This window comes from Mesorhizobium sp. M8A.F.Ca.ET.181.01.1.1, from assembly GCF_004792025.1.
Classification (GTDB): domain Bacteria; phylum Pseudomonadota; class Alphaproteobacteria; order Rhizobiales; family Rhizobiaceae; genus Mesorhizobium.
In genome coordinates this window covers 108,544-134,505 of sequence record NZ_SRTV01000007.1, presented here as the reverse complement: position 1 = coordinate 134,505, position 25,962 = coordinate 108,544, and the positions used below count along the sequence as shown (strand labels likewise).

The 25,962-nt window shown below is 62.6% G+C and carries 20 protein-coding genes and 4 pseudogenes; 13 read left to right on the top strand and 11 right to left on the bottom strand.

Features of this window, described 5'->3' with window-relative positions:
- Positions 1 to 114: 114 nt before the first annotated feature.
- Positions 115 to 1,623: a mannitol dehydrogenase family protein gene (locus tag EN824_RS23780; protein WP_135932744.1), complete on the bottom strand. Its 1,509-nt coding sequence runs from the start codon at positions 1,621 to 1,623 to the stop codon at positions 115 to 117.
- A gap of 194 nt (positions 1,624 to 1,817) precedes the next feature.
- On the opposite strand from EN824_RS23780, the gene uxaC reads away from it, so the two are divergent.
- The 8 genes from uxaC to EN824_RS23740 are packed head-to-tail and all read left to right on the top strand — an operon-like array spanning position 1,818 to position 8,880.
- Positions 1,818 to 3,230 carry a glucuronate isomerase gene (uxaC, locus tag EN824_RS23775; RefSeq protein WP_167531539.1) on the top strand — a complete coding sequence of 471 codons (1,413 nt, stop codon included), beginning with the start codon at positions 1,818 to 1,820 and terminating at the stop codon, positions 3,228 to 3,230.
- 34 nt (positions 3,231 to 3,264) lie between these two features.
- Positions 3,265 to 4,242, top strand: a complete 978-nt coding sequence (locus tag EN824_RS23770; protein WP_127275636.1) for a TRAP transporter substrate-binding protein — start codon at positions 3,265 to 3,267, stop codon at positions 4,240 to 4,242.
- The gene (locus EN824_RS23765; RefSeq protein WP_167531540.1) at positions 4,239 to 4,826 is read left to right on the top strand and encodes a TRAP transporter small permease; all 588 of its coding nucleotides are present in this window, start codon (positions 4,239 to 4,241) and stop codon (positions 4,824 to 4,826) included. The genes EN824_RS23770 and EN824_RS23765 overlap by 4 nt, the downstream gene beginning before the upstream one ends.
- Before the next feature lie 3 nt (positions 4,827 to 4,829).
- Positions 4,830 to 6,110 carry a TRAP transporter large permease gene (locus tag EN824_RS23760; protein ID WP_135932743.1) on the top strand — a complete coding sequence of 427 codons (1,281 nt, stop codon included), beginning with the start codon at positions 4,830 to 4,832 and terminating at the stop codon, positions 6,108 to 6,110.
- Positions 6,111 to 6,122: 12 nt separating this feature from the next.
- Positions 6,123 to 6,896 (top strand): FadR/GntR family transcriptional regulator, encoded by a 774-nt coding sequence (locus EN824_RS23755; protein WP_127275634.1) that lies wholly within the window; start codon positions 6,123 to 6,125, stop codon positions 6,894 to 6,896.
- 22 nt (positions 6,897 to 6,918) lie between these two features.
- Complete coding sequence (gene kduI / locus EN824_RS23750) at positions 6,919 to 7,770, top strand: 5-dehydro-4-deoxy-D-glucuronate isomerase (protein ID WP_127873381.1); 852 nt, start codon at positions 6,919 to 6,921, stop codon at positions 7,768 to 7,770.
- Positions 7,767 to 8,531 carry a 2-dehydro-3-deoxy-D-gluconate 5-dehydrogenase KduD gene (gene kduD, locus EN824_RS23745; protein ID WP_135932742.1) on the top strand — a complete coding sequence of 255 codons (765 nt, stop codon included), beginning with the start codon at positions 7,767 to 7,769 and terminating at the stop codon, positions 8,529 to 8,531. Before kduI ends, kduD begins: the two co-directional genes overlap by 4 nt.
- 10 nt (positions 8,532 to 8,541) lie before the next feature.
- A complete protein-coding gene (locus tag EN824_RS23740; protein WP_127275631.1) occupies positions 8,542 to 8,880 on the top strand; it encodes a cupin domain-containing protein in 339 nt (112 codons plus the stop codon).
- A gap of 154 nt (positions 8,881 to 9,034) precedes the next feature.
- Here the strand turns inward: EN824_RS23740 and EN824_RS23735 are convergent.
- Positions 9,035 to 10,455: pseudogene (locus EN824_RS23735) on the bottom strand (coniferyl aldehyde dehydrogenase).
- Positions 10,456 to 10,569: 114 nt separating this feature from the next.
- On the opposite strand from EN824_RS23735, the gene EN824_RS23730 reads away from it, so the two are divergent.
- Positions 10,570 to 11,082, top strand: coding sequence for a hypothetical protein (locus EN824_RS23730; protein ID WP_135932741.1), 513 nt, complete (start codon positions 10,570 to 10,572; stop codon positions 11,080 to 11,082).
- 235 nt (positions 11,083 to 11,317) lie between these two features.
- The gene (recQ, locus tag EN824_RS23725; protein WP_135932740.1) at positions 11,318 to 13,162 is read left to right on the top strand and encodes a DNA helicase RecQ; all 1,845 of its coding nucleotides are present in this window, start codon (positions 11,318 to 11,320) and stop codon (positions 13,160 to 13,162) included.
- A gap of 622 nt (positions 13,163 to 13,784) precedes the next feature.
- Here the strand turns inward: recQ and EN824_RS23720 are convergent.
- The 5 genes from EN824_RS23720 to EN824_RS23715 all read right to left on the bottom strand — a co-directional run bounded on the left by EN824_RS23720 (position 13,785) and on the right by EN824_RS23715 (position 18,827).
- On the bottom strand, positions 13,785 to 14,207 hold the full coding sequence (locus EN824_RS23720; protein WP_135863279.1) for a hypothetical protein: 423 nt from the start codon (positions 14,205 to 14,207) through the stop codon (positions 13,785 to 13,787).
- Positions 14,208 to 14,222: 15 nt separating this feature from the next.
- Positions 14,223 to 14,378 carry a hypothetical protein gene (locus EN824_RS35360; RefSeq protein WP_189343589.1) on the bottom strand — a complete coding sequence of 52 codons (156 nt, stop codon included), beginning with the start codon at positions 14,376 to 14,378 and terminating at the stop codon, positions 14,223 to 14,225.
- 655 nt (positions 14,379 to 15,033) lie between these two features.
- Positions 15,034 to 15,495: a hypothetical protein gene (locus tag EN824_RS36155; protein WP_245454879.1), complete on the bottom strand. Its 462-nt coding sequence runs from the start codon at positions 15,493 to 15,495 to the stop codon at positions 15,034 to 15,036.
- On the bottom strand, positions 15,464 to 16,417 hold the full coding sequence (locus EN824_RS36575; protein WP_245467324.1) for a shikimate kinase: 954 nt from the start codon (positions 16,415 to 16,417) through the stop codon (positions 15,464 to 15,466). The genes EN824_RS36155 and EN824_RS36575 overlap by 32 nt, the downstream gene beginning before the upstream one ends.
- Positions 16,356 to 18,827: a hypothetical protein gene (locus EN824_RS23715; protein ID WP_245455307.1), complete on the bottom strand. Its 2,472-nt coding sequence runs from the start codon at positions 18,825 to 18,827 to the stop codon at positions 16,356 to 16,358. Before EN824_RS23715 ends, EN824_RS36575 begins: the two co-directional genes overlap by 62 nt.
- 422 nt (positions 18,828 to 19,249) lie before the next feature.
- Here EN824_RS23715 and EN824_RS23710 point away from each other — a divergent pair, with 422 nt between their 5' ends.
- Complete coding sequence (locus tag EN824_RS23710) at positions 19,250 to 21,832, top strand: EAL domain-containing protein (RefSeq protein WP_126057614.1); 2,583 nt, start codon at positions 19,250 to 19,252, stop codon at positions 21,830 to 21,832.
- Positions 21,833 to 22,146: 314 nt separating this feature from the next.
- Here the strand turns inward: EN824_RS23710 and EN824_RS35355 are convergent.
- Positions 22,147 to 22,660: pseudogene (locus EN824_RS35355) on the bottom strand (transposase); the annotation flags it as partial.
- 122 nt (positions 22,661 to 22,782) lie between these two features.
- Between EN824_RS35355 and EN824_RS23700 the strand changes: the two are divergent.
- Entirely contained in the window at positions 22,783 to 22,995 is a 213-nt protein-coding gene (locus tag EN824_RS23700; protein ID WP_126057615.1) for a hypothetical protein, read from the top strand.
- Positions 22,895 to 23,177: pseudogene (locus tag EN824_RS23695) on the top strand (transposase); the annotation flags it as partial. The gene EN824_RS23700 and the pseudogene EN824_RS23695, both read left to right, overlap by 101 nt.
- A 298-nt stretch (positions 23,178 to 23,475) precedes the next feature.
- On the opposite strand, the pseudogene EN824_RS23690 reads toward EN824_RS23695, so the two are convergent.
- The 3 genes and pseudogenes from EN824_RS23690 to EN824_RS23680 all read right to left on the bottom strand — a co-directional run.
- Positions 23,476 to 24,258, bottom strand: a pseudogene (locus EN824_RS23690) (sensor histidine kinase); the annotation flags it as partial.
- 29 nt (positions 24,259 to 24,287) lie between these two features.
- Positions 24,288 to 24,920, bottom strand: coding sequence for an Hsp20/alpha crystallin family protein (locus tag EN824_RS23685; protein ID WP_126057616.1), 633 nt, complete (start codon positions 24,918 to 24,920; stop codon positions 24,288 to 24,290).
- A 531-nt stretch (positions 24,921 to 25,451) separates the two neighbouring features.
- Positions 25,452 to 25,676 (bottom strand): DUF982 domain-containing protein, encoded by a 225-nt coding sequence (locus tag EN824_RS23680; RefSeq protein ID WP_245454712.1) that lies wholly within the window; start codon positions 25,674 to 25,676, stop codon positions 25,452 to 25,454.
- Positions 25,677 to 25,962: the final 286 nt, after the last annotated feature.

The window sequence follows — 25,962 nt, the reverse complement described above, 5'->3', positions numbered from 1 at the left end:
GGCCTTGCCTCGCTTTTTTGTTTGTTGGGGTGTCATGCGTTTCAGCTACGGCGGCGATATCGTACCGCCGACATCGAGGTCCTCTACCGGCCTGTTGACCCGTCCAGCTCCGCCTTACGGTCCTTCGCCGTCTATGCCGAGCGCGGCGAAGGCCAAGGTCGTGCCGTCCCTCCGCAGATGGACAAGATGGATGGCCACGAGTTCGATCAGCGTCTGGCGTTCGGCGTGATCCCCGGCGAAGCCGGCCAGATCGAACACCGCCGTCACGGTTTCGTTCGCCGGCAGCTGCTGGTCCAAAAGCGCCGTCAGCTCCGCATCGAGCGGATCGGTGAAATGGCCCTCCGGCAAGCTCTTTCCGCGCGCCGCGCAGGCGGCGATCCAGGCTGCCACCACCAGCGTGAGGTGGACCAGCTCGGTGCCGGCTTCCAGGCACTCGATGGCCGAGGCAATGATGCGCTGCGGCAGTTTCTGGCTGCCGTCATTGGCGATCTGCGCCGTGCGGTGGGCAAGTGCCGTGTTCGAAAAACGCTCGGCAAGCTCGGCCGTATAGGCTGATGTGTCGAGGCCGGCATCGTCAGGCAATGTCGATTTGGCCTCGTCCCACAGCGCATCGACGAACCGCCGGATCGCCGGATCGGCGAAGGCGCGATCGACCGTGGGGTGGCCGCTGAGCAGGCCAAGATAGGCGATGCCCGAATGCGCGCCGTTGAGCAGCCTCAGCTTCATGTCCTCGAAGGGGGCAACATCGCCGACCATGGTGACCCCGAATTTTTCCCAGGCCGGACGCCCGGCCGGGAAATCGTCCTCGATCACCCATTGGCGGAAAGGTTCGGTCATCACGGGCCAGGCGTCCTCGATGCCAAGTTCGCCTGATATCCGCGCCCGGTCGGCATCGGTCGTGGCCGGCACGATGCGGTCGACCATGCTCGAGGGAAATGCGACCTGACCGGCGATGTGGCCGGCAATTCCAGCACCGCCCGCCGAACCAGGACTGGCATCGCGCAGTGTGGCGAATTCGATCAGCAGCCTGTGCAAGGTGGCGCCGTTGGCCGGCAGGTTGTCGCAACAGAGCACGGTGAAGGGCGGGGTGCCGGCGGCCAGCCTCCGCGCGAGCGCTTCGGTCAGAAAACCATGAGCGGTCTTCGGCTTTTGCGGATTGGCCAGGTCGTGGACGATGTCGGGATGCGCCGTGTCCAGCCCGCCGCCGACCGCCCGCAAATAGGCTTTCTCGGTGATGGTCAATGTCACGATGCGGGTGCGCGGATCGGTCAGCACCGCCAGCACCGCCGCCGGGTCTTCAGGCGCCACCAGCAGCGAGCCGATGGAACCGATGACATGCAGCTTCTCGCCGCCGCTGCCTCGAACCGCCAGTGTGTACAGCCCATCCTGCGGCGCCAGCGCGTCGCGGGTGTCGGCGCTGCGCAACGACACGCCTGTTATGCCCCAGCCCGTCTCGCCGGCGGCCAGGCACTCATCGATGTAGGCGGCCTGATGGGCCCGGTGAAAGGCGCCGACGCCAAGATGCACAATGCCCGGCGTAATCGCGCCACGATCGTATCGAGGCGCGGCGACCTTGGTCGGCAAGGCCTGCGCCGTGCGGTTGGAAAGGCGAAGGGCTGTCATCGGTTTGCGGCACTCATCTCGGGGAACGGCTGGTCATGGGATGGCTGGTGAGCCACGGGCGGATCGCAAGCGGCGTAACACCGGCGGCCTTCGCCGACAATGCGCAGCTTGGCTCAAAAGTCATCATACAACAATCTAATTTTTGTATGTTGACATTATTTCTGACCAACCCTACCGATAGCGACCCTGGGAGGATGGCCGTGGCACTGACCAACGCGGATTTGCTGTTTCCAGCCGAGGCGCGTCCGCGCTCGATCGCCCGCGATCTCTACGCCGGCATCAAGGACCTGCCCATCATCAGCCCGCACGGCCACACCGACCCGCGCTGGTATGCGCTGAACGAGCCGTTCTCCGATCCCGCGCAGCTGCTCATCGTGCCTGACCACTATATTTTTCGCATGCTGTTCAGCCAGGGCGTGCGGCTGGAGGCTCTCGGCGTGCCAACGCTCGATGGCGCGCCCGTCGAGACCGATGGCAGGGCGATCTGGCGGCTGTTCGCCGAGCACTATCATCTCTTCCGTGGCACGCCGACCCGGCTGTGGTTCGACCATGTGCTTGCGCATCTGTTTTGCATCGAAGAGCCGTTGAGCGCCGCAACCGCAGATCGCCATTACGACACGATCGCGACGGTGCTGCAGTGGGAGAACTTCCGTCCTCGCGCCCTGTTCGAGCGCTTCAACATCGAGGTCATCGCAACGACCGAAGGCGCGCTCGACGACCTCAAGTGGCACCAGATGATCCGCGACAGCGGCTGGGAGGGCCGCGTCGTCACCGCCTATCGGCCGGACGCCGTTATAGATCCCGATTTCGAGGGGTTTTCGGTCAATCTCGACCGGCTCGGCGAGATCACCGGGTGCGACACCGCGAGCTGGGCCGGCTATCTCGACGCGCACCGCCAGCGCCGCGCCTTCTTCAAGAGCTTCGGCGCGACCTCGTCGGATCATGGCCATCCTACGGCCGAGACCGCCAACCTTTCCGATGCTGCGGCGCAGGAGCTGTTCAACCGGATTCGCTCCGGCTCGCAGGACGAGCGTGAACGAAAGCTGTTTCGCGCCCAGATGCTGACCGAAATGGCCAAGATGAGCCGGGATGACGGGCTGGTGATGCAGGTTCATCCCGGCTCCTGGCGCAATCATTCGCCTGGAATTTTCCAGAAATTCGGCAGGGACAAAGGCTTCGATATCCCGACCCGCACCGATTATGTGACGGCGCTGAAGCCGCTGCTCGACTGCGTCGGGCTCGAGCGCGACCTGACCGTCATTCTGTTCACGCTTGATGAGAGCAGTTACGCGCGCGAGCTGGCGCCGCTGGCCGGCGTCTACCCGGCGCTGAAGCTCGGGCCGGCCTGGTGGTTCCACGACAGCCCGGAAGGCATGCGCCGTTTCCGCGAGATGACCACCGAGACCGCCGGCTTCTACAACACCGTCGGCTTCAACGACGACACGCGCGCCTTTCCCTCGATCCCGGCCCGTCACGACGTGGCGCGGCGGGTCGACTGCGCGTTCCTGGCGCGCCTCGTCGCCGAGCACAGGCTGCGCGAGGACGAGGCTCATGAACTCGCGAAGGAGCTTGCCTACACGCTCGCCAAGACGGCGTACCGGCTCTGAACGGGACGCTCCGATTTTTCAAAGGGAGGAAGTCATGTTGCATTTTTCGAAATTGACGGCGGCCACATTCGCCTTCGGTTCGCTGCTGATCGGCATTGCAAATGCCGAAACCGTGCTGCGATCCTCGGATACCCATCCGGACGGCTATCCGACCGTCGAAGCGGTCAAGTACATGGGCGACCTCATCAAGCAGCGCACCGCCGGCCGCTATTCGATCGAGGTCTATCACTCGGCGCAGCTCGGTGAGGAGAAGGACACGATCGAGCAGACCCAGGCCGGGGTCATCGACCTCGACCGTGTCTCGATGGGACCGTTCAACGGTATCGTGCCGGAAACCGCCGTGCCGTCGCTGCCCTACATGTTCCGCTCGGTCGAGCACATGCGCCATGTCATGGACGGGCCGATCGGCGACCAGATACTCAAGGCGTTCGAGGCGCATGACCTCGTCGGCCTCGCCTTCTACGATTCCGGCGCGCGTTCCTTCTACAACACCAAGAAGGACATCACCTCGATGGCGGACATGAAAGGCATGAAGTTCCGCGTCATCCAGTCCGACGTGTTCGTCGACATGGTCAACGCGCTTGGCGCCAATGCCACGCCGATGGCCTATGGCGAGGTCTACTCGGCGCTGCAGACCGGCGTCATCGACGGCGCCGAGAACAACTGGCCGAGCTTCGAATCCGCCAAGCACTACGAAGTGGCCAAGCACTACACCATGGACCAGCACCAGATCGTGCCGGAAGTGCTGGTCATGTCGAAGGCAAGCTGGGAGAAGCTGTCGCCGGAAGACCAGGCGATCGTGCGGCAGGCGGCCAAGGACAGCGTCGTGAAGATGCGCGAGCTCTGGGACGCGCAGGAGAAGAAGTCGCGCGACATCGTCGAGAAGGCCGGCGTCAAGGTCAGCGAGATCGACAAGCAGCCGCTGATCGACGCAATGAAGCCGGTCTACGACAAATATTTGTCGACGCCGGAACTGAAGGATCTGGCGGCGAAGATACAGGCCGAGAAATGAACGGGGCTAACAGGTCAGGCAGCGCGAGGACTCCTGCGCTGCCTTCGGACGCCCCTGCCACGAGAGGCTTCTGGCTCGCTGCCGAGCGCGTTCTCTCCGGGCTTGCCCGGCTGGCGTTGTGGGTCAGCGGCGCCGGCCTGACGCTGATGACGATCATCATCTTCTGGCAGGTCTTCTCGCGCTACATGCTGAACCGTTCGCCGAGCTGGACCGAATCCTTCTCGGTGCTGCTGATGGGCTGGTTCATCTTCCTGGGTGCCGCGGTCGGCGTGCGCGAGCGCACGCATCTGGGCTTCGACGTGCTGCTTTACGTCCTGCCTGCCTCGGCCAAGGCGGTGCTGCGCAGCATTTCCGATCTTGTCGTGCTGGCCTTCGGCGCCGGCATGATCGTCTACGGCGTGCAACTGGCGAGGCTGACCTGGAATACGGTGATGCCTTCGCTCGCCCTGCCGGGCGGCGTCAGCTTCCTGCCGGTCATCCTGGGAGGCGCGTTGGTCTGCCTGTTTTCACTGGAACGGCTGGCCGGGCGTTTTGCCGGCCTGCCCGTCGACGCCGACATCCATGCAACCGGCGAGGAGGTCTGAACCATGGCCTTGATGGTCCTTTTCGGCACCTTCGTGTTCCTGCTGGTCATCGGCACGCCGATCGCGTTCTGTCTGGGCGTCGCCAGCTTCGCGACGATCCTCACGCTAGGCCTTCCGCCGGTCGTGGTGTTCCAGCGGCTCAATTCCGGCGTCAGCGTTTTTTCACTGATGGCCATACCCTTCTTCATCTTCGCCGGCGACCTCATGGTGCGTGGCGGCATCGCCGCGCGGCTGGTCGCGCTGGCAGGCTCACTGGTCGGCCATTTGCGTGGCGGTCTGGGGCAGGTCAACATCGCGGCGTCGACCATGTTCGGCGGCATTTCCGGCTCGGCGGTGGCGGATGCGTCGGCAGTCGGCGGGCTGATGATCCCGCAGATGAAGGCGCGCGGCTACGGCATCGACTACGCCGTCAACATCACCTCGGTCGGCGCCATCATCGCGCTTTTGATCCCGCCCTCGCACAACATGATCATCTACTCGATTTCGGCCGGCGGCCGTATCTCGATCGCGGATCTGTTCACGGCTGGCGTGTTGCCGGGTCTGCTGCTGGCGCTGTCGCTGATGATAACGGCCTATTGGGTCGCCAGCCGCCGCGGCTACCCGACGGAGCCCTTCGCGGGCTTCGGTCGGGCCTTGCAGCTGCTTGTCGCCGCCATTCCGGGCCTTATCCTGATCGCCATCATCTTCGGCGGCGTCAGGTCCGGCATCTTCACCGCGACCGAGAGCTCCTGCATCGCTATCGTTTACGCCTTCCTGGTCACGCTGATCATCTACCGCTCGATGAGTTGGGGTGACTTCGTCGCGGCGACGACGGCCTCGGTACGGACCACCGCCATGGTGCTGATGATTATCGGCTGCGCGGCGGCCTTCGGCTGGCTGCTCGCCTATCTCAGAGTGCCGGCGGCGCTAGTCGCCTTTCTGCGGTCGGTATCCGACAACAAGCTGGTCATCCTGCTGTTGATCAACATCGTGCTGCTCATTCTCGGCACCTTCATGGACATGTCGCCGCTGATCATCATCACGACGCCGATCTTCCTGCCGGTGGTCATGGCCTATGGCGTCGATCCTGTGCATTTCGGCGTGATCCTCATCCTCAATCTCGGCATCGGCCTTTGCACGCCACCGGTTGGCGCGGTCCTGTTCGTCAGCTGCGCCATTGGCCGCATTCCGATCTGGACGGCGATGCGCTCGATCTGGCCATTCTATGGCGCCGCCTTCGTGGTGCTGATGCTTGTCACCTACATACCGGAAATCTCATTGTGGCTGCCGAGCCTGTTCCATTAGGAGATCACCCAGGTGTCCGATATCGCAAACGACCTCAGGGTCGAGAGAAAACCCAAACTGTCGGAAACCGTCGTGGCGGCGATCCGCAAGCAGTTGCATGCGGGTGAAATCCTGCCCGGCCACAAGCTGCCGACCGAGGGCCAGCTGACCGAGACCTTCGGCGTCAGTCGCACCGTCATCCGCGAGGCGATGGCCAAGCTTGCCGCTGACGGCCTTGTCGAGCCGCGGCAGGGGGCGGGTGTCTTCGTCACCGAGCACATCTCGACCATGTTCGGGGCGCTGGCTGCCGACATGGGGGCCAAGGATTCGATCGCGCTCAACGTGCTCGAGGTGCGGCTGGCGATCGAGATCGAATCGGCCGGGCTCGCCGCCATCCGCCGCAACGCCGCGCAGGAAGCGGCGATCCAGGAAGCCTTCTTCGAGTTCGAGAGGCTGCTACTCGACGGCCAGCCGACCGGACCCGCCGATCTCGCCTTCCATCGCGCCATCGCCAGCGCCACCAACAATCCGTTCTATGTCGAGATGCTCGACGTGCTCGGCCGGCGCGCCATTCCGTGCGACGTGACCTCGCCCTGGTCGACCGAGCTGGTGCAGTCCGACAGCTACCAGCGCGGGCTGCAGCGAGAGCATCTGGTGATCCTGAACGCGATCACGGCGGGCGATGCCGAGGCCGCGCGCGAGGCGATGCGTGCCCATCTCGGCGCCAGCCAGCAGCGCTACCGCGAACGCCTGCAGGCGCGGCAGGCCTATTACGCCAGTTCGACCAGGGCCGCCGCCGGCGAATGATCCACCGGAAGTCAGGACAGAGATGAGCCAGAACCACACAGACTACACATCGCGCTTCGCCATCGATCCGGCGGCCGCCGCCGCCATGGGAACGGACGAACTGCGCCATAATTTCCATATCGACGATCTCTTCCAGCTTGGCCGGATTAGCCTGACCTACACCCACTACGACCGGATGATCGTCGGCGGTGCCGTGCCGGTGGCGACGGCATTGCCGTTGGAAGCGATCAAGCCGACCGGCACCAAAGGTTTTCTCGACCGGCGCGAATTGATTGCCGTCAATATCGGCGGCGCCGGCTCGATCGAAGCCGGCGGCCAGTCCTTCGACCTGCGGGCGCGCGACATGCTCTATCTCGGCATGGGCTCCAGCGATGTGGCATTCGCTTCGGCAGATAAAGACGACCCCGCCAAGTTCTATCTGCTCAGCGCCCCGGCGCATCAGGCTCATCCCAGCCGGCTGATCCGCCTCGATGACGCCAAGCGCCTCGATCTCGGCAGCAAGGAGGCCTGCAACGAGCGCTCGATCTTCCAGTTCATCCATGCCGGGGGAACAAAGACCTGCCAGCTCGTCGTCGGCATGACGCAGCTGGCGCCGGGCTCTATCTGGAACACCATGCCGTGCCATGTGCATGACCGGCGCATGGAGGCCTATCTTTATTTCGACCTGCCCGAGGCGGCGCGCGTTTTCCATTTCATGGGCGAGCCGGACGAGACGCGCCATATCGTCATGCGCAACGAAGAGGTGGTGCTGTCGCCGGGCTGGTCGATCCATTCGGGCGCCGGCACGTCCAACTACGCCTTCATCTGGGCGATGGCGGGCGACAATGTCGACTACACCGATGTCGATGCCGTGGCGATGGACGCGCTGCGGTGAGCGACCTCACTGCCTTCAGCCTGGCCGGCAAACGCATCCTGGTCACCGGCGCCAACACCGGGATCGGCCAAGGCATCGCGGTCTCCATCGCGCGCGCCGGCGGCGCGGTGATCGGCGTCGGCCGCTCGTCGATGGCCGATACGGCGAGCAAGGTCGCGGCTCTGGGCGGCGAATTCAAGGCGGTCGCCGCCGACCTTGCCAACACCGGAGCGGCCGGACCGATGCTCGATCGTGTCTGGGACGAAAGCGGGCCGCTCGACGGGCTGGTCAACAATGCCGGCATCATCCGGCGCGCCGATGCCGTCGACCTGACGGAGACCGACTGGGACGATGTCATCGATGTCAATTTGAAGACGGTCTTCCTGCTCAGCCAGTCCTTTGCCCGGCGCGTCCTGGCAGACGGGCGCCAGGGCAAGATCGTCAACATCGCCTCGGTGCTGAGTTTCCAGGGCGGCATCCGCGTCGCGTCCTACACGGCGTCAAAGCATGGCGTGCTCGGCATCACCCGTCTGCTCGCCTGCGAGTGGGCGGCGAAAGGCATCAACGTCAACGGCATAGCGCCGGGCTATATCGAGACCAACAACACGCAGGCGCTGCGTGCCGATCCCGACCGCAGTGCCGCCATCCTCGGGCGCATTCCCGCCGGGCGCTGGGGCGAGCCGGGAGACATTGGCGATGCCGCCGTCTTCCTGCTGGCACCGGCCTCGAACTACATGCATGGCGCGGTGGTGCCGGTGGACGGCGGCTGGCTGGCGCGGTGAGGAGATGACGATGACCGATCCGAAAATCTTCGCGCAAGCCGGCGAGGGTGCCTGGACGCCGACCCTGGACGGGAATCGCCGTCGCGTGCTGCTGTCCACCGACGAATTGATGATGGTCGAATTCGGCTTCGACAAGGGTGGCGTCGGCGCGCTGCATTCGCACCCCCACGTCCAGGCAAGCTATGTCGCCGAAGGCCGTTTCGAGGTGACCATCGACGGACGGACCGCAATCCTCGAGACCGGCGGCAGCTTCATCGTGCCGTCCGGCCTGGTGCACGGCGTCAGGGCGCTGGAGGCGGGACGGCTGGTCGACAGTTTCACGCCACACCGCGCCGATTTTCTCGCCTGACCGGGCCGCCGGCGATTTCCCGGCCAATGAAAAAACCCGCACTTCCAAGGAAGCGCGGGTTTGTTGCCTGGGCGCCAATGGCGCCGCGGTACTCGAAACATCACCGCAGGACCGGAAACCTGCCGGATCATGGTGAATATAAACTTAATGCGTGTCAGGTGATGCGCCTGAGCAGGCCGAAAAGCCGTTCGAACGTCCTGCCATAGGGCGGACGCAGAAGGGCTCCCGCGCTCAAGCGCGACTGCTGGAAGACCGGCTTCTCCTTGCTGAAGGTGCGGAAGCCCCACTCGCCGTGATAGGCACCCATGCCGCTGGCGCCGACACCGCCGAAGGGCTGGTTCTCCTGCACCAGATGCAGCATGCAGTCGTTGATGGTGACGCCGCCGGCGACGGTCTCGCGCAGGATGCGCCGGCGGTTGCCGCTGTCGCGCCCGAACCAGTAGAGCGCCAGCGGCCGGTCGGCCCGGTTCACATAGTCGATGGCGTCGTCGACCGTGGCGTATTCGACGATCGGCAGCACCGGGCCGAAAATCTCCTCGCGCATCACCCGCAGGTCCGGCCCGGCGTTGCTGACCAGGGTCGGCAAAAGCTTCCGGCCCGTATTGCCGAGATCTTCGCCGGCCGGGTTGATCTCGGTGATATCGGCGCCGGCCTCGCGTGCTTCCGCGATCATGGCGCGCAGGCGCTGGTAATGCCGGTCGCTGATGATGGCGGTATAGTCGGGGTTGTCGCGCAGCGAGGGATAGAGCCGCGCCACCGCGATTGCGAGCTTGGCAGCGACCGTGGCTGCCTGTCCCTTGGGCACCAGCAGATAATCCGGCGCGATGCAGGTCTGCCCGGCATTCAGCAGCTTGCCATAGGCGACGCTGGCTGTTGCCGCGTCGAGATCGCAGGAAGGGTCGAGGATCGCCGGCGACTTGCCGCCGAGTTCGAGCGTGACCGGGGTCAGGTTGGCGGCGGCGGCGATGGCGACCTCGCGTCCGACCGCGGTCGAGCCGGTGAACAGCAGGTGGTCGAAGGGCATCGAGACGAAGGCCTTGCCCATCTCGGCATCGCCGGTGATGACGCTGAATTCATCCGGGGCGAAGTGCTCGCCGGCCAGTCTGGCCAGCAGTTCGGAGAAAGCAGGCGTCAATTCGAAGGCTTTACCAGGACGCGGTTGCCGGCGGCGAGGGCCGCCGTGACCGGCGCCACGGCGAGCTGAAAGGGGTAGTTCCAGGGCGATACGACGCCGACCACCCCAAGTGGCTGCGGCAGAAGGCGGTTTTTGCCCGGCAAGAAGGGCAAGGTGGTGGCGACACGACGCTCCCGCATCCAGCCGCCGACATGCGCAAGGGCATGGCGAATGCCGGCGCGCACGACGAACAGTTCCGCAAGACGGGTCTCATGCGCCGAGCGGCCGCCGAAGTCAGCGTCGATCGTGGCGCAGATTTCGCTCTCATGCCGCTCGGTCAGCGCCAGCAGGCGTTTGAGACGGTCTTTCCTCGGGCCAAGGTCCGCAAAGGGTTGCTTCTCGAAAGCGGCGCGCTGTAGCCGGAACCGCTCGTCGAGAGCATCCTGTCTTACCTGCAGCATCGTGCCCTCCCGGCCTGATTGGCCAAGTTTACATCGCAGAGCGAAGGAATCCAGCGGGAGCGATGGTGTCGTTGGGGAAGGAGGCGCGATGATGCCCCGATGCCATAAGCGGCGTTGGCGATTTTGCAGAAGGTGGTGCGGCAGGCCTTGTGCAATCCTTGGTTGCATGCTGCAATGCTGGACGGGCAAGAGCTCGACACCAAGGGGGTTCGAATGAGCGGAAAACACCACATGCTGGCAGTGGCCGGCATTTTCTTAGTAACCGGCGCGATCGGCATCCTGTCCGCGATCGTCCTGCTGGCCTTTGGACATTCGCCGAATATTGTGGGTTCCGCCTCAAGTGTGGCCTACGTCATCGGTGGCTACTACTTCCTGAAAGGGTCAAGGCTGGCGAAGATTTTCCTGACGGTCATGGCGGCTCTCGCCACGCTGCTGGAAGCCGTCATCGGCATCCTCATGCTGAGCGACGGCCAATTGCCGATAGGCCTGTTTATCATGCTGCTGGCGGTCCTTACCGGCTATTGCTTCCATGCGCTGCAACTGTCGAAGGCTCTCAAGGCCGAATTCGATCGCCGGTCCGAGACATATCAGTTGGAGAAGGGCAAGGCCGCCCAGGCGCTATTATGACGAATTGGAGCAAGGCGGCAGCGGCGAGTGATGCCTGGGAGGGAGCTATATCTCTGTATCACCTTAGTCTGACCTGTCAGGCGGTCGTGCGCGGCACTGGTGCAGATCGGCGATATCGACCGTTGTGATCGGATGAGGGCTGCGCTACTCCAGGCCCTCACCCGGAGGTCGCTTTGACCGGTTTGCCTATCCTCTCCAATCCACGAAAAGCCGTTCCCAGCCCGGCGGCCGCCTGATGCAGGTAATGGCAGCGAGCATCCGCGCCGAGGATCCCAAGCGGCGCGTGCTGAAGGACGTGTTCGGCTTCGACGATTTCCGCCCCGGTCAGGCCGAGGTCATGGACGCGCTGCTCGGCGGGCGCCATGTGCTGGCTGTCATGCCCACGGGCGCCGGCAAATCGCTTTGCTACCAGGTTCCGGCGCTGGTCCTGGGCGGGCTCACCCTCGTCGTGTCGCCGCTGGTGGCGCTGATGCAGGATCAGGTCGCGGCGCTGCGGCTTGCCGGGGTAGCGGCCGATACGATCAATTCCTCGCTCGATCGCGAGGCCAATGTCGCGGCCTGGCGTCGCGTCGCTTCGGGCCAGACGCGGCTGCTCTATCTGGCGCCGGAGCGGCTGATGACCGAGCGCATGCTAGAGGCGCTCTCCAGGCTCGACGTCAGCCTGATCGCCATAGACGAGGCGCACTGCATCTCGCAATGGGGGCCGGCATTCCGGCCCGAATATGAAGATCTGTCTCGGTTGCGCGGCATCTTTGCCAATGTGCCGATCATCGCGGTGACGGCGACGGCCGACGAGAGCACGCGCACCGACATCGCCGCTCGGCTGTTCGCCGAGCGGGTCGAGACGCTGGTGCTGGGTTTCGACCGGCCCAACATCAAGCTGGCCATCGAGTCCAAGCAGGACAGCAAGCGGCAATTGCTGCGGTTCATCGAGCGCCATGCGGGCAAGAGCGGCATCATCTATTGCCTGTCGCGCAAGAAGACCGAGGAGATGGCGGCCTTCCTCGAGAGGAACGGCGTCAGAGCGCTTGCCTATCACGCTGGCATGAGCAAGGAGGCGCGCGAGGCGAATCAAAACGCCTTCATGACCTTGTCCGGCGTCGTCATGGTGGCGACCATCGCCTTCGGCATGGGCATCGACAAGCCCGATGTCGCCTATGTCTTCCACACCGATATGCCGGGCAGCCTGGAGGCCTATTATCAGGAAATCGGTCGTGCCGGCCGCGACGGACGCGAGGCCGAGGCGCATATGCTCTACGGTCTTGGCGACATCCGCATGCGGCGGCTGTTCATCGATGACGAGGACGCCTCGCCCGAGCACAAGAGACGGTCGCATCGCCGGCTCGACACGCTGATCGGTTATTGCGAAACGGCGCAATGCCGTCGCCAGGTGCTGCTCGGCTATTTCGGCGAAGAGGCTCAAGCCTGCGGCAATTGCGACAACTGCCTCGATCAGGCGCCGCGCGCCGATGGCAGTGCCGAGGCGCGGAAAATCCTCGCGGCGGTCGCGCAGAGCGGCGAGCGCTTCGGCGCGGCCCATGTCATCGACATCCTGCTTGGCCATGAGACCGAGAAGGTGCTGGCGCGGGGCCATCAATCGCTGAGCAGTTTTGGCACCGGCGCCGCGCACAGGAAGACTGTGTGGCTGTCACTGATCCGGCAATTGGTTGCCGGCGGGTTCCTGATGCCGGATCCCGAGGGCCATGGCGGTCTCGCCATCTCCGAAAGCGGCCGCGCGCTCGGCCGCGGCGAGGTTGAATTCCGGTATCGCGTCGAGAACCGCGACCCTCTCACGCGCGGCAGGAAGCGTTCCGGGGAAGGCTCTCCCGCCGATGCCGAGGGCGTGGATGCCTCGCTGCTGGCGGCGCTCAAGGCGCTGCGGCTGCGGCTCGCCAAGGAGCGCCAGGTGCCGGCCTATGTGGTGTTTTCCGACCGCACGCTGATCGACATGGCCGCCCGCCGCCCGCGCGACCTCGACGCCTTCGCCGAGGTGAATGGCGTGGGCGGGGCGAAGCTCAACGAGTTTGGGGCGGTTTTTCTGGCCGCGATCGCGGCGCATCGGCCCGACGGGGCAGGCTGAGGATCAGGCTTGGCGATGGGACTGCCTTCAGCTGCTGTTAGGCTACCCCGCCTCCGCCGAAACGACGGCCACCGCCATACTTCCGACGGTGTACCGATTGTTTGCGGATCGAACTTACCCACCCGCTCTCTTCTCCCAGACGACGACATGCGTCTTCGGCAGACGGGATCTGAGGCGTTTCTATGGGATTGTCATTTGAGGACGATGTAGAGCGGGATGAGGATTGCCAAGGCGGCGACGCCAATAGGTTAGTGATCATGCGCCGCCGCAGCGACGTGTCGGAATCTACGCAAAACCCGCCCCTCATTATTGCGCCAACTCAGCATCGCGTAATCAAGGCGCGAGCGCAGGTATCGGCTAAATTGGATGCTCAGGTTAGTCCGGCAGAGGATTATGAAGGCGCGAACGGCTACGTGACCTCGTCCACCAGAGCAGCGCCGGCCCGATAGCGATGCAGCGGCTCGGCGTCCTTGCAAGAGTTGCCTGATGGCGCCGAGCCTAACCGGCGAGAGACTGGTAGGGGGCACGGCATCCCGCTGGCCAGGATGATCATGCGCCTTCCTCCAATAGAAGCGAAGTTATCCGAATGAATGAAATAGGAGGTATCCTTAGCGCGACCACGTCAGCGCCTCGCCAGTATGATCAACGCGGCTGAAACGATCGCCATCACGATCATGAACAGCGCACCGACCTCAGCCAATTTATACATCAGGGGGTCAGTGGGGAGCGGGTCGTTCGCCATGCGAGCGATCAACCGTCGGGCACGTTCGTCCTCTTGGCGAGTTTCAGATTTCGCCTTGCACGCATCAAGCAACTCTTGGGCGTAGAGTTGTCTGGAGTCTTCCGAAGCGACCTGCGAATTGGTGTCCAACCAAACTTTGAACAAGTCGGGCTTGATGCGCATGGTAGCGTAGCTTAGCCCCTCCAAGCTCTCCATATGCGTCGCATCGAAATTCGCGTGCCACTCTTCCCAAGTCGGGGGCATATCATCGGCACCAGGAAGTTGCCGGATAAGTGGGTAATCTTCTGGGGTGTAGACCGGCAATACCCGCACCACTTTCTAACCCGCCAAGGCGCGCACGATGGCGAAGCCCACGCCGATCGCAAGGCCCGCGGCGAGGCTTTCGGCAATGCGGATGACAAAGGCGCCGTAGCGCTCGCGCAAACACGCTGGCGGGGCTCTCAGGACAGCAGGAATGTCGAAAGTGCGTTCCATGCCGAGCAACATAGATCGAAACCGGGAATCTATGAATCCCCTCGATATGGCGTCATCGAACCCGGACGGGGGCGGTCAAGACGGTTTTAGCAGTGATCTCGCGGACCACAACTGGTTAATCAAAATCCGGTTAAGCGAAGTAATATCATTATGCAAGCGAAACGAATTAGCCCGGCGGCCTCGGCTTCCGGACTTTTTGTGGGCATGCGACGGTTGTTATTGATGTTGTGGCGGAGAGGGAGGGATTCGGTTTCACGCCTATCCTGCTGAAAATGCTAATCTTTTCGCGCTTTTTGTTACGCAGTTTGTTACACTGCTACAACTGCGATTTACAATCGCTCTTTTGAGCTCGCCTGCCCAATCCATCTTATCTGTCGAAACCGACGCAATGGCGCGGCGGTGGATTGGGTCACTCTGTCATAGTATCCGCGCTTCATTAAGTTGACGATGCCGTTTAGACTCGGAGCTGATCCTTTCCGGTCGATCACCAGGATTTGGCGCGCGACCCGGCACCGGCGGTTCGTCTTTGTACGTTTGTGTCATCCAGGCCGGATCAACTCGGCCATCAGGCTTCTCACGACTTATGCATGCGTTTCCCACTTTTATTAGCATTCGGTGCGAACCCGCACCCTGCACCAAACCTGCGACGCCTAAGCTATCGTCCTCGACTTGAGCGTTCCCTGCTTCTCGTGGAAGACGCTAAATTCGCTCGTGCGTTATTGCCGGCCAGCAAAGGCTGCGGGTCGGCGGTGAGGGTGTCGAGGAGCGGCGGCCGTTCCCTTTCACTCAATAGTGCCGCCGGCGCCTGGATGGTTTCCACGACGCCGCCCCCGCAATCGTAGCCGTTGTGATGATCATCGTGCATGCGCTGAGCTGTTGGGGACATGCTGATGGCGGTGCCGGAAGCACCGGAGACATGTGATATCTCGGCAGCGGGCAGAGCGGCTTCTCTGTCGCTGCACAGGAAAGCGTAGAGTTCCTTCACGCAAATGCGGGCGTCCTTCTTGTCTTTTTGAAAGGGCGGGACGAGGGGCAACCTGATATCGGCCTTTTGGTAGAACGGACTGCGCTCTTCGTACAGCTGGTCAACCTTCTGCTCGATGTCGGCGCCTTGCAGCAGCGGCCGGCTGGTGTCCCTCTCGAGGCGCCTGCGGAGCTCTTTCAGCTCGGGTGTCGAGCCAGATCGACCTCGCCTTATTAAGAATCAGGGCTTGATTGGACTCCTTGCCAAAGCAGCCGCCGCCGGTTGCGATGACGATGGGGCCTCTCTCCAGCTGCTTGGCGAGCTCTTTGGTCTCCAGGTCCCTGAAGTGCGCCTCGCCACGGCCAGGGTCGGCGAACATCTCCATCAGATTGCCGTGATCGGCGACGATATGCTTATCGATGTCGACAAACTCCACCCCCAACTCCTTGGCAAGCTGGGCGCCGATGGTCGACTTGCCGCTCGCCGGCATGCCGACGAGCACGACCGGCCGCGTACCGAGGGCCGCGAGGATCTCGCCGGCTTGCGGCGAGCGAGCGACCGCAATCTGTTGTCTTGCGACGATGGGCGACCTGGAGGTCCCTGCCGCCCTCGACCTGCTTTCTCCTGACGAGTCCCAGTGTAATATCTCCCAGGCACCACGGGGAATGGGGACTAGCTGTGAGCTCTGCGCGCGGTGCGCGAGCTCGGCCCGATAACTGGCCGGCGTAGGGAACTCGACCTCGAAGCGATAGTTCTGCGCGGTTCTGAACGCCGTGTGAACGCCGCGTAACCGCGGCCTGTCCATCCTGATGACCCAGTTGGTGGTCTCGACCTCGCTGCAGTCCCGCTCCTCGAAGGCCAGTGCCGCCTTCCTGAAGGCGCGCGTAAAAGCCTCGTCCGGGATCTCGAAGACATGGCGCACGGCATTGGTGACCAGTTGGGCCTCCGGCGCCGTGCTCACGCTCTGGCCGGTCAACTCGTCGGCTATCCAGACCTGCCCGCCCGACCGTTGGTCAAGATGCGGCACCTTCACCTCGATGCCGTCCTGCCGCAAAAGCTCGGCAACCGCATGCACAATTTTTGGTAATCGCGCTTTCTTGCGCTTCGGCGGGGGCGGCTTCGAGCCTGGCCCGCTCAAGGGCCTGTTCGCTGCTCAGCGTTATCGTGCTGGCGCGGTCGTCTTCGGCCGAGATTGCTAAGGCGCTGAGCAGAATGCGCTTTTCGACGGCGAGTCTGATCGAGGCCTCCATGACCGATGCCGCCAGCGTGGGGTTGTCCTTCAGATCCGCCAGGCTGCCATCGACGTCGAACCGGCCCTGGTGGAGCTTTGCCGCCTGCGCCTTGACATATGGCGCCGACTTGAAGCCCGGCCTCTGCTCCAAGAGCCGCTGCAATTCGGTGGTTTTTTGCATGAACACCCGCGCACCGGTATCGGACTTGTAGGCGTCAGTGCCGACCTTGATGCCGACGCTCAACAGATTGATGGCGCTTTCATGCAGCTTGACTTCCGACTGCTCATGAGCCGGCTCGCTATTGAGCTGCAGGTTCCAGTCCTGGAGCTCGGCCACTAACAACGCGGCCAGTTCGCAGGCCACCGGATGCCTGGCGGCCTTGCTGTCTTCCCTCGCCCTGGCGATGAGCTCATGGAGGGCCTGGCCATCCGGCCGATCTTCCTGCAACAGTGCGCGGATGTCGGCCTTGAGCTCATTATGAATGCCCTCGTAGGTGCCGAAGATGGCACGCTCGGCAAACCAGCGTTGCGCCTCCAGCGGCTGCGCCAGCACGTTGCGCTGCAGGCAGCTGTAGGTCTCCAGCACCAGCCCGGTGGCCGACAGGATCTGCTTGGACCGGGTGAACTGGTAGCCGCTTTTCTCAATGGCCGGCGTGTGCGACTTCGGCGGCTTCATCGAGGCGATGCCGCGCGCCTGCAGCTGCGCGTCGAACTGGCGCACATGCTCGTAAAGGCGAGGCTGGTCGCCAATGATGACGACGGTGTCGCCATCAAAATCGCCGTCGAGCATTTTTTGTTCGACGCTTGGAACCGCAACCAAAGAGCCGGGCGCGAACACCTCCGTCGCCTGCAGGATGCCGACGCACTCGAGCGCGGTGTCGGCCTTGACCCGGTCCTTTTCCTCCAGCCAGTACGAATGGCACTTTACGTCCTCGGCAGACATCACGACCCCGCGCTCGGCGAAGTCCGCCGGCCACATTTCGTCGGGCACAACGATCAAGATGCCTTTGGCAAAGAAGGTCGGATCGTCGGCGGCAAGCCCAGCCCCCGACCTGTGCGCGAAGTTGAAGCTATATTGGAAGGCCACGCACCGATCCAGGAACGCCGCGGTCCGGTCGCCATCGCGCGCCGACCTGACCCGGTCGGCGGCGAACGGGCGCAGGTTGGGCTTGTCATAGGGGGAGCGTCCGACAAGCACGCCAGCGTCACGGGTCAAGGTCTTGCTCTTGCCCGTCGGCACATGCAGGCATTCGTCGCTGGACGGCACGGCGATAGCGCTCGAACCCTCGATATGCCCGCCCGTGACCGTCCGGAACAGCTCCTCGGCGGTGAGGCTTTGATGGGTTTCGAGCCAAGCCTGAGCCTTCTCGCGGGTCTCCTGTGCTACCTCGACGCTACGCGGATAATGTTGCAGCGCCGAGGGCGGTACCGCCGATTGCCTTTTATCGGCATAGGCAGGCATCCGCTCGGGAGCGTCGTGGCGAGCCCGGGCAATGGACGGCATGCGCTCGGCCAGTGAGGCCCTAATGAAGCCGCAGCCGTCATGCGGCCGCAAGGCGATCTCGCCGTCTCGCCCCTCGAACCGGAAGGGATGCACTGCGCCTGCGGGATGGTCGGGCAGAAGGGACAGCTTGAAGCACCCTTCCAGCGCATAATCATGGGGGCCAATGTCGGGGATGCCCGGCGGCGCGGCAAATCCGCGGCGCTGGGTATAGTAATAGGCTTCCTTGAACGGCGCCCAGGCCCGCGACAGCTGCTCAAAGGCCGTACCCGGAGCCGTCTCGGCATAGGGGATCGCCAAAAGCTTGCCGCTTGGGGCCTCTGCGGCCGTGAAAGGCAGGTGAGAGGCAAGCTGGTTCAGGCTCTTTTGCGGCGGCTTCAGTTTGCTGCCGCCGAACAGGTCCATGCGGTAGGGCACGCCCTCCACGGTGAACGTGCGTGTCAGCATGGCTCCAGTCGGAGTTCCCTTTAGCTGCACCGCCACCACCTTCACCGCGCCCGAGGTCAAGCGGTGGAAAATGGAATAGCGCAACTCGGCTTCGCTGGCCAGCGGCCGGCCTTGCATGTCGACCACCGGCAGCCGCATCAGTCCGGCATCGCCTTGCGGCGGTCTCGGCTCGTGGTCCATGGCCTGAAGGACCCGATGGACATCGAAGCTGGAGGCTGCATGCTGGGCCTGGATCATCGATGCGTTCTGCGCCATGAAGGTGTCGAGCGCTTCGAGCGGCTCCTTCGCCTCGATCTCGGCGATCACGCTCGAGTTCGCGCACCGCCTCGGCGCGCGCCGCGGCGCTCCTTCCTCGGCTGATGAACACTGCCGATCATAGATTCGACTGCCAGCCTCAAAGCCCCATCGTCGTGCATAATATGGGCTGGCCTCGCTACATTCGAAGGGGATCGAAGGCCGATCCCACGGTGCGGTGAAAGAAGCTGCAAGCGGCTTCCAAGACTAGGTGCGAGCACCTCGATCTCATTGTAGGCCCGTCATCGGATCATATGGAAATCGGTGAGCTTCATCCGCCGGCCTTTTACAACGTGGTTTGGTCGATCCTCTAGGGGATTACGCAGTCTTAAGCCAGCATTAATACCTTAGACGCGACACTAGGAATACTTTTACTATTCGCTAAAGCTCGATGCTATTTGACGAGGACTGGTCTTGCGTTTGCAGTTTTCTAGATGAGAGGGCTAAAGGACATTAGCGTCGGGACCAAGCTCTCGTTGGGCTTTGGGCTGGCGCTGCTGTGCGTCGTGGCCGTGGGAGTATTTGGGGTCGCGCAACTGCGATCACTCAACAAGGTCACGAGCGAGATCACCAGCGTTTGGTTGCCCCAGGTCCAGATCGTCGGCGAGATGAAGCGCAACCTCGCGGAACACCAGCTCTATGCGACGTTGCGCGTGCGCACTGCCGAGGCTGCGCAGATAGCCGGCATTGAGAAGGAGATGGCGAGGGAAAGCGACGAAATACTGCAAGGTCGGCGCGCCTATCGCCGGAGTGCCGGATCGCTGGCCGAGCAGCAGCTGTTCGACCAGTTCGTCAACCTATGGACGGCCTACGAAGATTCCCTGACATCGATTTTCCCGCTCCTCGAAACAGGAGGGCGAACAATGGCTGTCAAGGAGTTCGAGACGGTATCGCTCCCGACCGTTGCCGCCGCCACGCAGCGATTGGACGACCTGCTGGCCCTCACCAACGAGCGCAGCACGGCCGCGGCGGTGATGGCGGACAGGACCTACACCGTTGCGCAAAGATTGACTTGGCTGGCAGTTCTTTTTGCCGCCGGGTGTCTTGGTGGGCTTGTCGCCTGGATACGCCACAATGTCAGCAAGCCGATCCTCGCCGTGACCGAGGCGATGCGTTGCTTGGCGCAGGGCGAGCGCCGTTCGAGTCTCATTGCGCTGAAAAGGGATCGGCAGGACGAGGTTGGAGTGCTGTTCTCGGCCTTTGCCGGCTACCGGGCCAGCCTGGAGCGCAGCGATGCCTTGGCCCGAGAAGCCGAGCTGGAGCGGCAGCAATTGGCCGCGGCCGCCGCCAATATGCCCGTAGGGCTTTGCATGTTCGATGCGGAGAGGCGGCTGGTTCTGTGCAACCAAAGCTACGCCGATCTCTACCATGTGCCGGAGCCCCTGACTCGTCCCGGCACGCCGTGGATCGATTTGATGCGGTTCCGGATCGCGGCGGGCCTCTATGCCGGCCATGACCCGGAAAAGTATGTGCAGCAGCTGACGGAGACCATCGATCGCGCAGAGCGGACGGTGAGCCTGGTGGAACTCAGGGACGGACGCACCATCGACCTCATCCATCAGCCACTGCCGGGCGGCGGGTGGCTTGCCACTCACCATGACGTGACCGACTTGCGGCGGAGCGAAGCCAAGATTTCATACATGGCGCGCCACGACGGACTTACCGAGCTTCCAAATCGCATATTGTTCCGCGAACGCGCCGAGGAGGCTTTGGTCGAGATGCGGCGTGATGGTAGCAAGATTGCTTTCCACTGCCTCGATCTCGATCATTTCAAGATGGTCAACGACACGCTGGGGCACCCGGTTGGCGACGCCTTGCTGAAGGAGGTCGCCGCCAGACTGAAACAGGTGGCCCGTGAAGGCGACACCGTGGCAAGGCTCGGCGGCGATGAGTTCGTGATCATTCAAACCGCGGTTGATCAGCCGGTCGAGGCGACAGCTCTTGCCCAACGGGTCATTGATGGGCTGAGCGCACCTTATGTCGTCGATGGCCACGGGGTTATGATCAGCGCCAGCATCGGCATCTCGATCGCGCCGGACGATGGCATTGACGCCGACCAACTTCTCAAGACCGGCGACATGGCGCTCTACCGGGCGAAGGCGGAAGGCCGCGGAACCTACAGGTTCTTCGAACCGGAAATGGATGCGCGCATGCAGGCGCGGCGGTTTCTCGAACTCGACCTGCGCGAAGCGGTGGTGCGGCAGCAGTTCGAAATCTACTACCAACCGCTCCTCAATCTCGACCGCGGCGAGGTCAGCTGCTTCGAGGCGCTGCTGCGCTGGCATCACCCGACGCGCGGCATCGTATCCCCGGGAGAATTCATCCCGCTGGCCGAGGACATCGGCCTCATCGTCCCGATCGGTGAATGGGTTATCAAGCAAGCCTGTCTCGACGCGGCAAGCTGGCCCGGTAGCATCAAGGTCGCCGTCAATCTGTGCCCGGCGCAATTTCGCAACGCGCGCTTGCTCTCCACCATCGTCGAGGCATTGGATATCTCGGGACTGCCCCCCAGCCGGCTTGAGCTTGAGATCACCGAGACAGTGCTGCTGGCCAACAGCCAGGCGACTCTCTCGATGCTGCAACATATCCACATGCTCGGCGTTCATATCGCGATGGACGACTTCGGAACCGGATATTCGAGCTTGAGCTATCTGCGCTCGTTCCCATTCGACAAGATCAAGATCGATCAATCCTTCATCACGGACGCCGGAGATATCGACAGTTCCGTCGCCATCATTCGAGCGGTCACGAGCCTCGGCAACAGCCTCGGGATGCAGACCACCGCCGAGGGCGTCGAGACCGTGGAGCAGCTGGAACGGGTCCGAAGAGAAGGCTGCACCGAGGCGCAGGGCTTCCTGCTCAGCCGCCCGCTGCCCGCGCGGGACATCCCCGCGATGCTGGAGCGGACCCGCGCCGTGGTGGCGGGCGAGATCATTGAGACCGAACCCGAAACGTCAGGCGAGCGAGACACGGACAAGCCGGGCAGGCGTCGCAGTAGGGCGTCTGTCCCCGCCTAACCGGGATGCAAGCGAAAAACAGTGCCAACGAACATGAGTTTGCCGGCCTAGTTCAGGCCGCCACTCGGATCATGTCGATAGCGGGTGTGTAGGTCGGCGCGGCTCGAAATTAGGTGTGCTGAGCGCCGGTCAAAGTGGGATTAGCTTGTCATATCGATTATGGGATCCAGGTTGAACCCGACTTGCAGGACTCTGCTCGTAACCGAGCAGATCAACCTCACATTCGGTCGCTGCTCTTCACGGCTGCACCAACATCCCGCCTACGGCCGCTGGGCTCGGGCGACGAGACCATTCTGAGTGAGCGGCGTTTTATATACCCGTTCGGTCGTCAGTACCTTGCGTTCACGACAGATACGCCGGCGATCCTCCTGCTCCGGTGTTGGCTCTTTGACCATTGCACATATGCGCGGTTCGCCTCGCTTGAAGGCAAGGAGAGACGAGCGTTTCACCATCGATCTTATCGGTTTTGGCTCGGCGACTGCGACGAGACACTGCGATAGAAGCGGGATCAACGACGTAGCTCTCGATCCCCGCCTTGCTCAGAACCCGATGGATCCAGGAGCCATCGAGCCCGGCTTCCTGGATAGCGACGACGGGGAAGTCTGGCCCCATGCGTGCTCTTGCCTTCTCTCGCACGCTATCGAAGCGACGGAACAAGGCGGATAAATCACCACTGGGGACACTGTGTTTCGACAACTTCTCGCCGCCACCTGGCGACAACGACGAGATCAGCCAGGTTGAACGGCTGAGCTCCAGCGATACGAAGATTGCGCCCAGACCAGTCCGGATAGCAGTCAGAGTTTCGGATCGGTCGGCCACTACATGCATGGTGTTCCTCCGCGGGGTGTTTGTTAGCAGCGTCACTCTGCCAGAGCACGCGCCGCTATCCATCCGTCGCCATGGGATCTGGTGATTGTTCATGTCGCCGATTCCCGCGAAGGAACGCCACCATGACCAAGATTGAAAGTAAGACCGCCAGCGCTGCCGTCAAAGACATTCTGCTTTCAGACCCGGACGGACTTCACGAAATGATCCGTGCGGTGATGCAGGAGGTGCTCGAGGCCGAGATGGACGACGGTGGAGGAGACCATCGAGCGCACGCTGACCTTCTTTTGCCTGCCGCGCCAGCATCACAAGCATCTCAAGAGCACCAACATGCTTGAACGGCTCAATGAGGAAATCCGCCGGCGCACCTATGTCGTGCGCATCTTCCCCAACGCCGAAAGCTGCCTGCGCCTCGTCAGGGCGCCGGCTGTCGAAACCAACGAAAACTGGATGGAGGCCCTACATCAACATTGACGACCTGCGCGAGCACAAGAAGCTCGCTCTACGCCAAGCCGCATGACCAGCATCGTGGCCGCCCCATTTTGCAGAACTTGACGCACACAACCGCCACTTCGAGTTTACCGACCGCACCGAGTCATCCACGCAAAGACCTGCGCAGCGTCAGCTTCAGAGCTTGGTCCCACCGGCTGAACGCCAAAAAAGCGGATCTTGGCCATCGGAAGCGCCCTCAACCGACTGAGAGGTTTCGGCTTATGCGATGCGACTGGCAGTCCTGCGCTCCGGGGACAAGGCCGTGGCGGCAGAAGATCCCCTGGACATCAGGCGATGTCCGGAAGGCAGCATCGTAGTAACGGTTTTTACGCCGCTCGCGGCACGCGCGAGGTGAACGTCGCCCGGGTGACCGACACGCTGGTGCCGTCAATATCGCTGATAATCTCCACCCTGGCCTCCAGTTGTTTCACCAGTGCTTCGACGATGGCTGTTCCAAGTCCGGTAGCCGGTACGTCGTTGGCGATCTTGCCGACGCCATTGTCCGAAACCGTCAGTTTCCAGTCACTGCCCGCGGTCTCGTAGCTCACCTGGATGCGAGCGCCGGTTCTCTTCTTGGGGAAAGCATATTTGATGGCGTTGAGCACGAGTTCGGTGACAATTAGTCCCAGACTGACTGCCCTTTGCGAATCTATCCTGCCGCCTTCGGCCATTACGGTGACCGTGATCGGCTGGGCTTCGCCGACCATCGACGAGGCGAGGCTGCTGCACAATTTCGGTAGGTAAGAGCCGACATCGATCTCGTCGACGCCGGCGGAGGTGTGGAGATGGCGTTGCACCTCGGCCACGGACAGAACGCGCTGATGGGCGTCCTTGAGATGCTGGCGCGTCTCTTCCGACGTCACCGAGCGTGCCTTCAGCAACAGGATCGAGGCAATGATCTGCAGGCTGTTGGCAACCCGATGCTCCATCTCGCGCAGCAGGACGTCTTTCTGCCGAAGCAGGTCTTCGGTGCGACCGAGCAGTTCTTCCTTCTCCCGCTCGATGATACGACGGGCCGTTATGTCATTGAAGGCGAGAAGGATGGTGATGGCCGAACTATGGTCGTAAAGCACCTTGCGGGCATTGAGCAGCATGGTGCGACGGCCGATCCGCGTTCCTGAGCCATGCTTGCCTCCCTCTATCCCTTGATCTGGATCTTCTTCGGCCGATCCGCCTCCGGCCGGTGCAACTCGACTTCGAGCAGCCCGTTGGCGAAACGCGCCTCGACCCGTTCCGGGTCGACGCGGAATGGCAATTGCACTGTCCGGGAGAAGGTCCCATAGGCGCGCTCACGGCGGTGCCAGACGGATTTCTCGTCCTCCGTTCGAGGCTCGCGCGTTCCCTTCAATGTCAGAATGTTCTCGCGCACCGTGAGGCCGATTTCGTCAGGTGATATCCCCGGCAGTTCCGCGGCCACCGCCACGCTGTCCTCGCCAGTCCAAAGATTGATCGGCGGAAACTCCTGAGCGGCGCTGGCGGTCAGCCCGGCCAAACGCTGGTTTACTTCCTGTTGCATGCGCCGCATTTCCACAAACGGATCGAACCCGATGCGGCCGAAATCCGACAAAAGCATGTACATCCTCCTATGATTCACGACCTTGCATGATTGCCACGCGCGACACGTGCGTGCGCACCGGAAGCGGAATCGATCGATGGCAACAGGAGGGGCGATCAGCACAGAGACCGAGCGGCCCGATCGCGCAACCTCGCAGAATGCGAGAAAGAGGGGTTCGGGCAGACGCCGGAACACATCCTCCTTGCGAAGCGACATGAACCGAACTCGATCCACCGTAGGGCCGGACCGTCATTCCCGTGCCAGGACCCGATAGCGGCATCCGGCTTTATCATTAGGTGGCCCCAAATGGCCTTTCACGAGGTGATCTTTGACATTCCACCAGTCACCTCTTCGGCAACAGCGGGGTCCCTTCGAATCCGTAGCCACGTTGCCTCTAGTCGCTGATTTGGCTTCCCTTTGCGCAACTGTCGGGATCGACGAAGCGTCCCGAATTGCACCGCGGTTCGATCAACTGATCGCAGGCGACGCGCCGCATCGTCATGGTAGCTGACGAATGAATCGGCATGACACGTCGCAGTGACCGAGACATCAAGCCAGCACCTATGTCGGCTTGCCGCAAGTCAAAAGAATCCAGCCCTGCGTGCCGCGTTCGCTGACCTTCGCCAGTGACGCCATTTGCATTTCGGCCGGACAGATGGGCACAGACATGTGCAATTCCCGCATCGCCCATTATTGGAACTCACAAGGCGGCGTTCTTTCCGTCTTGGCGAGCAGCGGGCCAACGCGTTACCGGCGGTGATCTTCCTGCAGCTTTAAATCAGTCGCCACCAACGACGAAATCAGATTTGGCCAGCACGCCGGCAATCCTGGCAAATCCCACAATGCTTGCCGCGCCTGCTCGGGTGTCATCTGTCCGGCGATCGCTGCGTTGCTGCTTCTCACCGCGCAACTGAATACCGGTCCCCGACGCGCTTTTGGCCACTGATTCAGGAATACGAGCGCTTCGCGCACTGTGTTGATGTCGTGACGACGTCGTTGGTCTTAACCTGGACCGGCGATAGGAAAGCCAGACCGGTTATTCTTACCTCCCTGCGATCGCACGCTGGATCTTTCATTCGGTGGTTGGTTGCGTGACAGGTTTCGAACGTTAGGTCTTGTTTTCTCTGGAAGATCGGGCTGTACGACATAATCCAAATGTTGCGACGCAGCGAAGGCTTCTGCTGGTTCCCGAGTTGAAAAAGCCAGTTGCACCTGGATGAGTGTGTCGCCGCCACCCAATAGCCCATCAGATGTTCAA

Bases quoted from the DNA above. Each gene is read 5' to 3' on its own strand.
- EN824_RS23780 (WP_135932744.1), bottom strand. From the start codon at position 1,623: ATGACAGCCCTTCGCCTTTCCAACCGCACGGCGCAGGCCTTGCCGACC.
- uxaC (WP_167531539.1), top strand. From the start codon at position 1,818: ATGGCCGTGGCACTGACCAACGCGGATTTGCTGTTTCCAGCCGAGGCG.
- EN824_RS23770 (WP_127275636.1), top strand. From the start codon at position 3,265: ATGTTGCATTTTTCGAAATTGACGGCGGCCACATTCGCCTTCGGTTCG.
- EN824_RS23765 (WP_167531540.1), top strand. From the start codon at position 4,239: ATGAACGGGGCTAACAGGTCAGGCAGCGCGAGGACTCCTGCGCTGCCT.
- EN824_RS23760 (WP_135932743.1), top strand. From the start codon at position 4,830: ATGGCCTTGATGGTCCTTTTCGGCACCTTCGTGTTCCTGCTGGTCATC.
- kduI (WP_127873381.1), top strand. From the start codon at position 6,919: ATGAGCCAGAACCACACAGACTACACATCGCGCTTCGCCATCGATCCG.
- EN824_RS23740 (WP_127275631.1), top strand. From the start codon at position 8,542: ATGACCGATCCGAAAATCTTCGCGCAAGCCGGCGAGGGTGCCTGGACG.
- recQ (WP_135932740.1), top strand. From the start codon at position 11,318: ATGCAGGTAATGGCAGCGAGCATCCGCGCCGAGGATCCCAAGCGGCGC.
- EN824_RS35360 (WP_189343589.1), bottom strand. From the start codon at position 14,378: ATGGAACGCACTTTCGACATTCCTGCTGTCCTGAGAGCCCCGCCAGCG.
- EN824_RS23710 (WP_126057614.1), top strand. From the start codon at position 19,250: ATGAGAGGGCTAAAGGACATTAGCGTCGGGACCAAGCTCTCGTTGGGC.
- EN824_RS23700 (WP_126057615.1), top strand. From the start codon at position 22,783: ATGACCAAGATTGAAAGTAAGACCGCCAGCGCTGCCGTCAAAGACATT.
- EN824_RS23685 (WP_126057616.1), bottom strand. From the start codon at position 24,920: ATGTCGCTTCGCAAGGAGGATGTGTTCCGGCGTCTGCCCGAACCCCTC.